A 12,426-nucleotide genomic window follows, 5' to 3' on the forward strand; every position below is an offset into this window, starting at 1 on the left:
CGAGCGTGCCCACCACGTCCAGCGCGATTGACGAAAGATGGTGGGCGCGGCGCAAGTGCGCCTTTGCCCACCCTACAGCACCTCCTTTCGGAGCTCTCTCATGGACGCACCCCGCCCCAAGATCGCGGACACCATCATCCATGAGACGGTGCGCCTGCGGGAGGCGCAGATCGGGCGCCGCTGCGAGGTGCTCGCCAACACGCGCATCGAATATGCCTCGCTCGGCGATTACTCCTATCTCGGCGAGAATTGCGACGTCGCCGACGCAGTGATCGGCAAGTTCACGGCGATCGCCAATTCGGTGCGGATCGGCGCGCCGAACCATCCGATGGGCCGTCCCTCGCAGCACCGCTTCACCTATGTCCCCGAATATTACGAGGCGGGCGCGACGCGCGACCGCGACTTCTTCGCAGGTAGGCGCGGCGACCGCGTCATCGTCGGCAACGACGTCTGGATCGGCCATGCCGCCATCCTGCTGCCGGGCGCAAATGTCGGCGACGGCGCGGTGATTGCAGCAGGCGCGGTCGTCAGCCGCGATGTCGCGCCCTACACCATCGTCGGCGGCGTTCCCGCCCGTCCCATCCGCAAACGCTTCGATGATGCCGTTGCAGCGAGCCTGCGCCGCATCGCCTGGTGGAATTGGCCGGATGAGCTGATCTTCGAGCGCCTCGGCGATTTCCGCTCCGAAGCGATCGAGGATTTTTGCAGACGTTACGATTCGGCGTTTGGCGCTGAGATCTAGCTTCACCGTCATTGCGAGGAGCGCAGCGACGAAGCAATCCAGAATCTTTCCGCGGAGAGATTCTGGATTGCTTCGCTGCGCTCGCAATGACGGTGGAGAGGCGGAGTGTCCAAAGCACCTTCAAAAACGAAATGGCCGGGCGCGAGCCCGGCCATTTTGATTCGAGAGATACGCCCGCTCAATACAGCGGGAAGTTCTGCGGATAGCCGCCGACGTCCTGCGGCGGCGAGAGCGGCTGGCGGTCGATCGGACGGTTGAGGTTCTCGCGGGCGAAGGTCGGATAGCCGACGGCCGGCGGGAAGGCGTAGTCGGTGAATTTGCGGTCGCCGGGGTTGACCTCGGTGCCGCCGTCCAGCCAGGAGCGCTTGCTCACATAGATGCGGGTGCGGCCCTGCTGATAGACCGCGTTGGGGCCGGTCGGGCCGTAATAGGGTCGGCCGCGCTCGTCATAGCGCTGCTTGGTCCGGGTTTCGGCGGAAGCGGGCGACGCAAACGCGATGGCAATGACGGCGCCCGCCGCAAGCCAGGTCGCCAAGGTGTTCGCCGCAGAGAATTTCAAGCTCATCACGTCCCCTTCAGGCGGCAGGCCGCCAGTCGATTTCACCCCATACTAGCCCGGCCAAGGCGGATGCAACTAGGTCAATTGGGTCACACCAGGGGGGAATAATCGTGCGTGCCGGCAAAAGTTGCATCAATACCAGCCACTTGGGCCGCACGCCGCTTAAAGCGCTCCTCGCAATTGCGCGTTGGCGGCGCCCAGCAGCCAGTCCGACGATCCCTGAGAATCGCAACCGCGGCGCTTCAGCTCGGCATGGGCGAACAATTCCGCCAACTTTGGCTCGTTGCCCGAGGCCAGCAGCTTCAGGCGGTTCAGCGTGCAGGCGATCGCCGCGCGCCGGGCAGGCAGCGTGTCGCCCTGGCAGGAGAAGCCGGAGATCTGCAGCGCCGGCTCCTCGTAGCGCTTGAGGTAGCCGAGGCAGGTGCGCATCCCCTCCGCCGCGCCGACCGGCCGGAACAGGGCAACGGCGCCGAATTTGGTGTCGATCAGGCCAGCCTGCTCCAGCGCCATGGCCGCGTCCAATCCCATCTGAGCGGCGAGATCCGCGGTGGCGGGGCGGGCCAGATCGAATTCGCCGCCTTGCCGGTAGATATCGAGCTCGGCCAGAGGCTTGCTTGCATCGCCGATCCAGCGCAGCACGTCCCTGCGGCCGCCTTCGGGATGCCGGAGGATGGTGTAAGAGGCTGTTTTCTCTGATGAATCGGTCCGACTGACGGCGAAGGCCGGGTGCGAGCGATCAGCAATGCTCCAGCCCGGCTTGTCCGCGGGCTCATCGCCGCGCAGCTCGGGCAGCTGGCCCAGCGCAGCAAGGGCGAGGATGGCAAACAGCGCAAGCGCCCCCACATAGGCAACCAGACGCGCGAGCGTGCCGACGACCTCGTCGGCGACGGCCAAGAGCGTCAGCTGGATCTGGGTAGGGCTTGCGGCCGTGCTGGCCTCGGGCGACTGCATCCACGGCCTTCAGGCATGGTCTTGACGTTGTCTTGAGGCCGGTTCTCGCATAGAAGCGCTGCTCTTCCCGTTTAAGCGTCAGCTTCGGGAACGGGCTTTTTCATCGGAGAGTGAACGATGGGTTACAAAGTCGCAGTCGTCGGCGCGACCGGCAATGTCGGACGGGAAATGCTCAACATCCTGGATGAGCGCAAATTCCCCGCGGACGAGGTCGTGGCCCTGGCCTCGCGCCGCAGCGTCGGCGTCGAGGTCTCCTATGGCGACCGTACCCTGAAGTGCAAGGCGCTCGAGCATTACGACTTCTCCGACGTCGACATCTGCCTGATGTCGGCGGGCGGTGAGGTGTCGAAGGAATGGTCGCCGAAGATCGGCGCCGCCGGCGCCGTCGTGATCGACAACTCGTCCGCCTGGCGCATGGATCCGGACGTGCCGCTGATCGTGCCTGAAGTGAACGCAGGCGCGACCGAAGGCTTCAAGAAGAAGAACATCATCGCCAACCCGAACTGCTCGACCGCGCAGCTCGTCGTCGCGCTCAAGCCGCTGCACGACAAAGCGACGATCAAGCGCGTCGTGGTCTCGACCTATCAATCGGTGTCGGGCGCCGGCAAAGACGCGATGGACGAATTGTTCTCGCAAACCAAGGCCGTCTACACCAATGACGAGCTGGTCGCGAAGAAATTCCCCAAGCGCATCGCCTTCAACGTCATCCCCCACATCGACGTCTTCATGGAAGACGGCTTCACCAAGGAAGAGTGGAAGATGATGGCGGAGACCAAGAAGATACTCGATCCCAAGATCAAGCTCACCGCCACCTGCGTGCGCGTGCCTGTCTTCGTCGGTCACTCCGAAGCGGTCAACATCGAGTTCGAGAACCCGATCAGCGCGGACGAAGCCCGCGAGATCCTGCGCAAGGCGCCCGGCTGCCTCGTCATCGACAAGCAGGAGCCCGGCGGCTACGCCACGCCCTACGAAGCGGCCGGCGAGGACGCGACTTACATCAGCCGCATCCGCGAGGACGCGACAGTGGAGAACGGCCTCGCGCTGTGGTGCGTGTCCGACAACCTCCGCAAGGGCGCCGCGCTCAATGCGATCCAGATCGCGGAAGTCTTGATCAACCGCAAGCTGATCAGCGCGAAGAAGAAGGCGGCGTGAAACGGCGAGTAGGGAGTAGCGAATGGCGAATGGAGCCCTCCATTCGCAACTCGCCATTCGCTATTCGCCATTCGCCCTCTTGAACTCCTTCGTCGTCTTGTCCAGCACGAACAGCGATCCCTCCGCGACGCCGAAATAGGCGCCGTGGGTCTGCATGTGGCCGCTCTCGACCGCCTTGCGCACGAACGGGAACGTCATCAGGTTTTCCAGGCTGCGGAACACCGCCGCCTTCTCGATGCGCTCGACGAACTGCGCCATGGTCTCGTGCTCGCGCTGCTCGACCACCTCGCCCGGCTTGATGAACATCTGCATCCAGCGGCCGATGAAGTCGCCGGGCGTGAGCGGCTCGATCTTGTCGACGAAGGCGCGGATGCCGCCGCATTGGGCGTGGCCGAGGATGACGATGTGCTTCACCTTCAGCACCGTCACCGCATATTCCAGCGCCGCCGAGACGCCGTGCGCGTTGCCGTCGGGCTGATACACCGGCACCAGATTGGCGATGTTGCGGACGACGAACAATTCGCCCGGGCCGACATCGAAGATCACCTCGGGCGAGACGCGGCTGTCGCAGCAGCCGATCACCATCACTTCCGGGGCCTGCCCCTTCACCGACAGCTCGCGATAGCGGGTCTGCTCGGTCGGCAGCCGCTGAGTTGCGAAGGCCTTGTAGCCTTCCAGCAAATGCTTCGGGAATGTCATCATACCTATGCCTAATCATAGACCGCAGGCGCGAACAAGCCTTTCGAATAGGCAGGCCAGATGCTATCGGCTGAGGCCGGAAAGACGAGGAAGGAACGCAGCATGACCCGCCCGCGCCGCAGCCATCTGTTCATGCCCGGCTCCAACCCCCGCGCGCTGGAAAAGGCGCGCAATCTCGCCGCCGACGGCCTGATCCTCGATCTCGAGGATTCCGTCGCGCCCGATGCCAAGGCGGTGGCGCGCGACGGCATCGCCGCGGCGATCGCGGCCAAGGGCTTTGGCAAGCGCGAGATTTTGATCCGGACCAACGGTCTCGACACAGCCTGGTGGGCCGATGACGTCGCCATGGCCGCCAAAGCCTCGCCCGACGGCATCCTGGTTCCAAAAGTTTCAAGCGTCGAAGATCTCGACGCCATCGGTCGCAAGCTGGCCGAACTCGGCGCCGCGCCGACCGTCAAGGTCTGGGCCATGATCGAGACCGCGCGCGCCGTGCTGCATGCGGAGGAGCTGGCCGCCGCCGGCCTCGATCCGTCGCGGCGTCTCTCGGGTTTCGTGTTCGGCCCGAACGACATTTCGCGCGAGACGCGCATCCGGATGCTGCCGGGCCGCGCCGCGATGATCCCGATGATCACCCATTGCATCCTGGCGACCCGCGCCTATGGCCTGGAGATCCTCGACGGCCCCTACAGCGACATCGCCAATTCCGACGGCTTCGCCACCGAATGCGCGCAAGGCCGCGACCTCGGCTTCGACGGCAAGACGCTGATCCATCCCTCGCAGATCGATGCCTGCAACGCGATCTTCACCCCGCCGGAGGAAGAGGTCGCGCGCGCGCGAAAGATCATCGCGGCGTTCGAGCTGCCGGAAAACGTCTCGCGCGGCGCGATCCGTCTCGACGGCGCCATGGTCGAGCGCTTGCATGCCGACATGGCCCGGCGCACGATCGCAATCGCGGACGCAATCGCGGCGATGGGGAAGGGCTGAGGGGTGGGCCCAGCGCGTTCCGTCCTGCTCGATCTCGACGGAACGCTGGTCGATTCCAAGCCCGGCATTGTCGCCAGCTGCGCGGCGGCATTGCGCGTGCTCGGGCACGATCCCGGCCACGCGCCCGACATCGTGATCGGGCCGCCGCTTGAAGACATCTTGCGAATATTGCTGGCGGCGTATGGCGACGATCGGATCGATGAAGCCGCCATTGCCTATCGTCGGCACTACGGCGAAACCGGTCTGCTCGGCAGCGAGCTCTATCCCGGAATCAGCGGCGCGATCGAGGCGATACGTCGCGCCGGCTTGCGGATTTATCTCGCCACGTCGAAGCGCGAAATCTTTGCCCGCCGAATCCTGGAGAACTTGAACCTCGCAGCGTATTTCGACGGCATCTACGGTTCGATCCCGGGCGGTGAACTGGACCACAAGCCGGAGCTGCTCGCCCATATCCTGTCCAATCACGGTATCTCACCCTCGCACAGCCTCATGGTCGGCGATCGCCGCCATGACATCGTTGGTGCTCATGCGGTCGGGATGCGCGGCCTCGGCGCGCTCTGGGGATATGGCAGCCGGGAGGAACTGGAAGCAGCCGGCGCGGACCGCTTGGTGGAGCGGACTGTTGATCTCGCGCGCGCGGTTCTTTCGATGTTGGATCCTTAGTTTGAATGGATCCTTGGTCTGATCGTGCGGCGAAGTTCATAGATTGCCAGCTAACTTACCGCTTTGGTTCAGTCCAGGCTGGCTCCATTCAATGCCTCGCCTTAGTTGCAAATTGATCCGCTTTCTTCCGGTTGTGGAAATGTCTCGCGTCTACCGTGCACATGGCCTGCCCCCCGCTGTTCGGAAGCCTTGGAAATGCAACTACGCCTGCAATGGCCGATCGTGATCGTCGTCGTGCTAGTGGCGATCGCCGCGAGCGAGCTCATCTTTGATCTGCGGGCCCCGCGATCAGAGCTGCACCAGATGCACGCGATCACCACGACCGTGTCGCTCCAGACCGCCGGTTACAACGCTTTCGAGGCGGAGATGGAAAAGAAATACGGGCCGAACGTAGTGACGCTCCTCGATCTGCAATCGTCCCGCATGACGGCCAAGATCAACGGCAAGCTCGTTGACGACAGGCCGGCGCCAAGCTGGTTTTCAGACGCGCGGGGCTTCTTCCTGGTCGGAAAAGAAGGTGCCATGAGCACCTTTCCGTTCTCGATCAATCCTGCGGAGCCGCCGGAGCCCGGACGGCACGGAGGGCTGGGCGCCGGCTATCTCAGAACCCGGTGGGCAAAAAGGCTTCCCGCGAAATACGTCGATTTCGACGATCGCGACGTGGTGACGGACACCTGCGTGACGATCTCGTCGTCCGACTTCGGATGGCCAGGCCGATTCCTCCTTCTTCGGAATGGAGCATTCTGCGTTCAATTCTGGAAGGGTAGCTCGCCCGGCTCGATGCTGATCGGCGTCGTCGTGGCCGACGGGGATTCCTGGATGCGGCCGTTCACGCGCCGACTTTGCCGATGGTTCACATCCAAGGCGATCGGCCGCGTCGCCGCGACCGATCGCGCGGTGCCCGCGGACTATGCTGCCTGCGTGCTCGTGGACCGCCCGAACCGCCCAAGCGTGCCGGAAAAGCTCCAGAGCTACGTCTACGAGGTCCGTCGCGACGCGACCTTGGCGGCCATGAACTGAGCTATTTCAGGGTCGCGCGCAATGTGAAGTTGCCCGTCGCAGCGTAACCTTCGTTCTGTCCACCCGATTGACGGTTGGTATTGACGTTCACGCTGACGGACTCAAGCCGGCAGTTCTTCGTGAGGACCTGATCCACGATCGCGCACTCGCCCGCTGCCAGCTCGTAAATCGATCGGCGCGCACGCTCTCTGAGCTTCAGAGCCTCGTCGGTGTCGCCAGTCGGACCAGGAAGAAACAGGCTGACATTGACTTGAATTCGGAGCGGTTCCTCACGCCGTTCGTCTGCCAGAAGACTTGCTGGAGAAAACGTCATGATTGACGCTGCAATAATTCCGAGAAGAAAATTCGTATGACGCATGTCGCTTCCTCCGATGAACCGCGCGAGCTTTCTGGCGATCCGGTCGCCTTCTGAAGTAATCACAGCTTTTGGTTGTGTCTGGGAAGACTCTAACGTTCGGTAAACGGCACCGCGTCCGCGAGGTCCGGTCGCGCACTTCAGCGTCTAATTCGCTGTGATCGGGGTCACACCTCCAAGCCGATTGCTTCAGTAGATTTACGCCGTTTAAATATTGCCTTCAGTCCCGATACGGCGAGTGGGTCTCCTGATGCTTCGCAAATTATTCTATTGCCTCGCACTTCTTGTTCTCGCTGCCCCGGCAACCGCCACCGATCGCACCCAGGGCGAGGCGAACGCGGCCATTGCCGCGGCCTCTGAGGCGATACGGCGAGATCCCAGGGACGCGAACGCGTACTACAACCGCGGCAACGCCTACAGCGCCAGGGGCGATACGGACCGCGCCATTGCGGATTACAGCGCGACGATCCGGCTCGATCCCGCCCATGCGAATGCGCATTACAACCGGGGCAACGCCTACAGCAACAAGGGCGACACGGGTCGCGCCATTGCCGATTACACCGAGACGGTCCACCTGCAGCCGACGAATGCGAACGCCTATTTCAATCGCGGCAACGCATACGGAAACAAGGGCGACTCGGACCGTGCCATCGCGGACTACACGGAAGCGATACGCGTGGATCCGACCTACGCGAATGCCTATGTCAATCGCGGTCTGGCCTACGAGAAGCGCGGAGATTTCGCCAGGGCAAGAGCCGATTTCAACGCGACGCTCGGGCTGGCTCGGAGTGCCACGAAATGGGCTTTGGACAAGGCACGCGAGCGGCTTGCCGTCCTGCCTGCGCCGCGGCCGACAACGATATTGGTCGAGAAACCCAGCGTTCCTCCGGCCGTCGTGGCGCCGGGGGCTGCGATCGGTGATCGCCGTATCGCCCTCGTCATCGGCAATTCGGCTTATGAAAACGTCGCCGCACTTCCGAACCCCGTGCGCGACGCGAGCCTCGTCGCCGACGTGCTGAAGCTCACCGGGTTCGAAGCAGTCACGCTGCTGACCGATCTTCGCAAGGACGCTTTGGTGAATGCCTTGCGCGAGTTCGCTGCACGTGCGGAAACGGCAGATTGGGCCGTCGTCTATTATGCCGGGCACGGCATGGAGGTCGGCGGCGTCAATTATCTCATCCCGACGGACGCCAGGATCGCCGCGGATCGCGAGATCGCGTTTGAAGCCGTGCCGGTCGATCAGGTTCTCAATGCGGCGGAGCGCGCGAAAAAATTGCGCCTCGTCATTCTCGATGCCTGCCGTGACAATCCGTTCGCGGCCCAGATGAAGCGCACGATGACCGTGGCGTCGCGTTCGGTGTCGCGAGGTCTGGCCCCTGTCGAGCCGGAGGCCGGGACGCTCGTGGTCTACGCCGCCAAGGATGGTGAGACCGCGCTCGATGGCGAGGGGAGCAACAGCCCGTTCGCGGCCGCCTTCGTCAAGAATGTCCCGACGCCGGGCCTCGAGGTCCGCAGGCTGTTCGACTTCGTGCGCGACGACGTCATGGAAGCGACCGGCCGCAGGCAGAAGCCGTTCAGCTACGGCTCGATCTCCGGCCGGCAGGATTTTTACTTCGTCGCAGGCAAGTGAGGCCCGGCCTCGTAGCAGCACGATGACGGTTCATCCTGATCTCGTCGCGCTCTAGGGTTTCGTTTCGGCTTGGCGAGCGATGCCGTGCCATATGGCATCCTTGAAAGCGATGAAGGAGGGCGGTGGAACGGTCGGCGGATCGGCAGGCCCGTTCGCCGCTCCCGGCACCAGGACGGCGACGTGGATCTCGCCATCCGTATAGTAGGGGTCGCCGCCACCATTTCGGCCGAACAGGGTCGGGCCTATGCCGGAGATCTGAAAGAACTTGCTGACGATGCGGGCCGCTCGCAAGTCGGCCATCAAGAGATCCCGCTCGGCATCGATGTTGGCCGCGATGTGATGGGTGACCTGTCCCGTATCATGGCTCAGCCCAACGCCTCGGTCGAAAGTTGCCGAACCGAGCCAGACTGGTCGACCGTCATCAGCCTTTTCGAGGGCCTTCCAGAACCGAACGTGATTCCGCCGATCTGCACTTTTTCCTGCAGGCTTCTCGAACGCGTATTGCTCCTTCTTTCCGAGATAGTAGAGCGGACTGACGGGCGCGTTGCGATACGGTCGATCCAGGACCACGCTCCCGACGATCTCGATGCTCGATCGCAGGGTCACGGCGTCGGCCGCAAACCATCCGGCGGCATTCATGGCGCGGACGACATCTGCGCCATCGCCGACAAGCCCAACGTTCAGGGGATCACCAGGGATATCGTCCGACGTCCTGGTGAGCATCGGCAACGAAGCCAGTCCTGCTTCGTGTTCGTGGTGAATCCACAGGGTGGGCAACAGAACGTATGCGAGGGCCAGATAGACGAGCACGACAAGGGCCAGCCCGTAAGGCCACCGTCGCTTCCTCGTCCCGGACTTGGCGGAATGGGTCATGCAGTATCGTTCGGGCCAGCATACGCGACACCATACCGATCCAGCATAGTCCGTTACAACGTCCGGCGCGAGGCTTGCGCCCGCATCGGCGTGCGCAAGGCAGACGGCCCCGTTCCGGTCGAGAATCTCATTCGTCGGTGCGGCCGCGACTCAGTGCGGCACGACATCGGCGCGATCGAGCGACTCCAGCGTGGACGCATTCGCGCAATAGCCGTGATAGTTCTCCGCGGCGGTGCCGGCGGCGAGCTCGCGGTCGCACTGGCCCTTGTGATTGCAAAGCGAGCAGACCCGCTCCATGTCGCGCAGCAGCAGCGGTTGCGCGCGGCCGAGGCCTTCGGCGCTGATGCCGAGCTGCTCCATCAGCTTCGGCAGCTCGTCGGCGGCGTGCTTGCCGTGGCGGACCAGCTCTTCGAGATCGTCAGGCGCGATCCTGAGATCGCCGGCGATCCGGTCGAAATCGGCGCGATCGAGCTGCCGTAGCTCGTTCATCTCGCGGCGATGCTTCAGCCAGCCGGCAAAGGACTCGATGAGGTCCTGAACGATGGGATAAGGCCTGCTTGCGGTGCTCATGCGAGGCTCCGTTGGGATCGTGGAATTGAAGCCAGATTAGGCACAATGATGCAGGCGCGCGTTGCGCTGGATCAAATTGAGAATGCGTCAAGGAAATGGCTCTCGTGTCCCGGACGCGCTGCAGCGTGAAACGCTGCTGCGCAGAGCCGGGACCCATCTCGCAGTGCTGCTGGGTCCCGGCTCTGCGGAGCGGCACTACGCGCCGCACCGCGTCCGGGACACGAGAGAGGTGTTATGAAAACCGCTCCGCCGCCCACGCATACAGGCTGCCCGGAATCGGCTTTTCGCCGCCGCGGCCCTTGGGAGAGATGTGCAGGCCGATGATCTCGGGGTTGGTGACGAGGCCGAGATAATTCGAGGGGTCGAAGAACAGCTTTGGCTCGGCATGCACTGCGTAGAACGATTGCTTCGGCAGCGCGCATCGCAGCTCCCCGGTACGCCGAGCGAGTGCGGTCAGAGCCGCTGGGCCGTAGATCGCAACGCGGATGTCGGAGAGGCGGTTCGAGCCGCCGCGCAGGCGGCGCATCATGAAGGTGATGCGGTGGCGCATGGACAGCCAGTTCGGCGTCAGCTCCTCCTGTTCCATCAGCTCTTCGAATGCGGCGACGATGCCGTGCTCGGGCGGCAGATAAATCACGGAATTGCCGAGTTGGCGCGACCGCTCCCAGGCGAAATATGGCTTCGCCGGATCGATCTCAACGGGCTTGAGCAGCAGCACGTCGGCGTCGAGCCAGAGGCCGAGATTCTTTGCCATCAGCTTCATGCGGAAGAAATCGCTGAACTGCAGCGTGGTCCAGTCGCGCCAGCTGCCGTCGGGCTGCGGCGGGCGCAAGCGTTCCGAGAACGCATGCGGCAGGATCGCCTCGGCATCCGCGTTTGCGATGCCTGCGGGAAGGCCGGGAATGGTGTCGAAGCTGTAGACAGTGACCTTGTGGCCGGCAGCCCGCTGCGAGCGCAGGCAGGTCTGGCGCAGGGCGTCCATCGGGCCATGCCAAAAGGTGACGATCTCGGGCAGCATGCGAGAAGTCTAAGGGATCATCAGGACAAACAAAAAGCCCCGGCGCTGACGGCACCGGGGCTCTAACTCACATTTGCGATCAGGCCCAGGCGCGTTCGCGCTTGAGCTTGTCCTCGTAAGTGTCGATCGAGGCCTTCTTTTCCATGGTGAGGCCGATGTCGTCGAGGCCGTTGATCAGGCAGTGCTTGCGGAACGGGTCGATCTCGAACTTGACCTTGCCGCCGTCGGGGCCGCGGATCTCCTGGTTCGGCAGGTCGATCGTCAGCGTCGCATTGGCGCCGCGCTCGGCATCGTCGAACAGCTTGTCGAGGTCTTCCTGCGAGACGCGGATCGGCAGGATGCCGTTCTTGAAGCAGTTGTTGTAAAAAATGTCGCCGAACGAGGTCGAGATCACGCAGCGGATGCCGAAGTCCAGCAGCGCCCACGGCGCATGCTCGCGGCTCGAGCCGCAGCCGAAATTGTCGCCGGCCACCAGCACCTTCGCGTTGCGATAGGCGGGCTGATTGAGGACGAAATCGGGGTTCTCGCTGCCGTCGTCCTTGTAGCGCTGCTCCGAGAAGAGCCCTTTGCCAAGGCCGGTGCGCTTGATGGTCTTGAGGTACTGCTTCGGAATGATCATGTCGGTGTCGACATTGATGATCTTCAGCGGCGCCGCAACGCCTTCCAGCGTGGTGAACTTGTCCATGGTTGCGCTTTCCCGGATGGGTCTAGGGGAACCGGTGTTTATCGCGATCGGGGCGGAAATCCTAGGCCGAATTCGGCAGGTCTAGTCTGCCTGCGCCTCTATCGCGGCCATATCGTCGTCCGAAAGACCAAAATGGTGGCCGATCTCGTGGATCAGGACGTGGCGGACGATGTGGCCGAGGGTCTCGTCGTGCTCGGCCCAATAATCCAGGATCGGCCGGCGATAGAGCCAGACCATGTTCGGCAGCCGCGCCACGTCGCCAAGGCTCTGCTGCGGCAAGCCAACGCCCTGGAACAGGCCGAGCAGGTCGAACTCGCTCTCGCATTGCATCTCGTCCAGGACGTCCTCGGTCGGGAAGTCGTCGACGCGGATGATGACGCCCTCGCACAGCTTGCGGAACTCCGCCGGCAGGCGCTCAAAAATGTCGTGCGCCGTCGCTTCCATTTCGGCCAGCGAGGGCGCTTTCAATTCAGTCCACATCAGGCTCTCTTAGCGCGGGTTCCTTGCCGATGCATCCCGCTTTAT

The 12,426-nt window shown here is 63.3% G+C and carries 15 protein-coding genes; 6 read left to right on the forward strand and 9 right to left on the reverse strand.

Going from position 1 to position 12,426, the window contains the following annotated elements:
• The first annotated feature begins 100 nt into the window (after window positions 1-100).
• The gene (locus tag LPJ38_RS05025; RefSeq protein WP_145630275.1) at window positions 101-742 is read left to right on the forward strand and encodes an LbetaH domain-containing protein; all 642 of its coding nucleotides are present in this window, start codon (window positions 101-103) and stop codon (window positions 740-742) included.
• A 178-nt stretch (window positions 743-920) separates the two neighbouring features.
• On the opposite strand, the gene LPJ38_RS05030 is transcribed toward LPJ38_RS05025, so the two are convergent.
• Both LPJ38_RS05030 and LPJ38_RS05035 read right to left on the reverse strand, forming a co-directional pair.
• Window positions 921-1,307: a hypothetical protein gene (locus LPJ38_RS05030; RefSeq protein WP_145630274.1), complete on the reverse strand. Its 387-nt coding sequence runs from the start codon at window positions 1,305-1,307 to the stop codon at window positions 921-923.
• 156 nt (window positions 1,308-1,463) lie between these two features.
• On the reverse strand, window positions 1,464-2,252 hold the full coding sequence (locus tag LPJ38_RS05035) for a hypothetical protein (protein ID WP_145630273.1): 789 nt from the start codon (window positions 2,250-2,252) through the stop codon (window positions 1,464-1,466).
• A 117-nt stretch (window positions 2,253-2,369) separates the two neighbouring features.
• Between LPJ38_RS05035 and LPJ38_RS05040 the strand changes: the two genes are divergently transcribed.
• A complete protein-coding gene (locus tag LPJ38_RS05040; RefSeq protein WP_145630272.1) occupies window positions 2,370-3,404 on the forward strand; it encodes an aspartate-semialdehyde dehydrogenase in 1,035 nt (344 codons plus the stop codon).
• A 60-nt stretch (window positions 3,405-3,464) separates the two neighbouring features.
• Here LPJ38_RS05040 and LPJ38_RS05045 read toward each other — a convergent pair whose 3' ends face one another.
• Window positions 3,465-4,106: a carbonic anhydrase gene (locus tag LPJ38_RS05045; RefSeq protein WP_145630271.1), complete on the reverse strand. Its 642-nt coding sequence runs from the start codon at window positions 4,104-4,106 to the stop codon at window positions 3,465-3,467.
• 99 nt (window positions 4,107-4,205) lie between these two features.
• Here LPJ38_RS05045 and LPJ38_RS05050 point away from each other — a divergent pair, with 99 nt between their 5' ends.
• The 3 genes from LPJ38_RS05050 to LPJ38_RS05060 all read left to right on the forward strand — a co-directional run bounded on the left by LPJ38_RS05050 (window position 4,206) and on the right by LPJ38_RS05060 (window position 6,770).
• Window positions 4,206-5,087 carry an HpcH/HpaI aldolase/citrate lyase family protein gene (locus tag LPJ38_RS05050; RefSeq protein ID WP_145630270.1) on the forward strand — a complete coding sequence of 294 codons (882 nt, stop codon included), beginning with the start codon at window positions 4,206-4,208 and terminating at the stop codon, window positions 5,085-5,087.
• Window positions 5,088-5,090: 3 nt separating this feature from the next.
• A complete protein-coding gene (locus LPJ38_RS05055; RefSeq protein ID WP_145630269.1) occupies window positions 5,091-5,750 on the forward strand; it encodes an HAD hydrolase-like protein in 660 nt (219 codons plus the stop codon).
• A gap of 105 nt (window positions 5,751-5,855) precedes the next feature.
• Entirely contained in the window at window positions 5,856-6,770 is a 915-nt protein-coding gene (locus tag LPJ38_RS05060; protein ID WP_145630268.1) for a hypothetical protein, read from the forward strand.
• Window position 6,771: 1 nt separating this feature from the next.
• Here LPJ38_RS05060 and LPJ38_RS05065 read toward each other — a convergent pair whose 3' ends face one another.
• Window positions 6,772-7,128 (reverse strand): hypothetical protein, encoded by a 357-nt coding sequence (locus LPJ38_RS05065; protein WP_231088575.1) that lies wholly within the window; start codon window positions 7,126-7,128, stop codon window positions 6,772-6,774.
• A 247-nt stretch (window positions 7,129-7,375) separates the two neighbouring features.
• Here LPJ38_RS05065 and LPJ38_RS05070 point away from each other — a divergent pair, with 247 nt between their 5' ends.
• Window positions 7,376-8,755, forward strand: coding sequence for a caspase family protein (locus LPJ38_RS05070; RefSeq protein WP_145630267.1), 1,380 nt, complete (start codon window positions 7,376-7,378; stop codon window positions 8,753-8,755).
• Window positions 8,756-8,806: 51 nt separating this feature from the next.
• On the opposite strand, the gene LPJ38_RS05075 is transcribed toward LPJ38_RS05070, so the two are convergent.
• From LPJ38_RS05075 to LPJ38_RS05095, 5 genes are all read right to left on the reverse strand, one after another.
• A complete protein-coding gene (locus tag LPJ38_RS05075; protein ID WP_145630266.1) occupies window positions 8,807-9,628 on the reverse strand; it encodes an LssY C-terminal domain-containing protein in 822 nt (273 codons plus the stop codon).
• A gap of 150 nt (window positions 9,629-9,778) precedes the next feature.
• Window positions 9,779-10,198 carry a hypothetical protein gene (locus tag LPJ38_RS05080; protein ID WP_145630265.1) on the reverse strand — a complete coding sequence of 140 codons (420 nt, stop codon included), beginning with the start codon at window positions 10,196-10,198 and terminating at the stop codon, window positions 9,779-9,781.
• 232 nt (window positions 10,199-10,430) lie between these two features.
• Complete coding sequence (locus tag LPJ38_RS05085) at window positions 10,431-11,216, reverse strand: hypothetical protein (protein WP_145630264.1); 786 nt, start codon at window positions 11,214-11,216, stop codon at window positions 10,431-10,433.
• A 79-nt stretch (window positions 11,217-11,295) separates the two neighbouring features.
• Window positions 11,296-11,901, reverse strand: a complete 606-nt coding sequence (gene leuD, locus LPJ38_RS05090) for a 3-isopropylmalate dehydratase small subunit (protein WP_008539074.1) — start codon at window positions 11,899-11,901, stop codon at window positions 11,296-11,298.
• 81 nt (window positions 11,902-11,982) lie between these two features.
• Window positions 11,983-12,381: a metallopeptidase family protein gene (locus LPJ38_RS05095; protein ID WP_145630263.1), complete on the reverse strand. Its 399-nt coding sequence runs from the start codon at window positions 12,379-12,381 to the stop codon at window positions 11,983-11,985.
• Window positions 12,382-12,426: the final 45 nt, after the last annotated feature.

The organism is Bradyrhizobium daqingense, from assembly GCF_021044685.1.
Taxonomy (GTDB): domain Bacteria; phylum Pseudomonadota; class Alphaproteobacteria; order Rhizobiales; family Xanthobacteraceae; genus Bradyrhizobium; species Bradyrhizobium daqingense.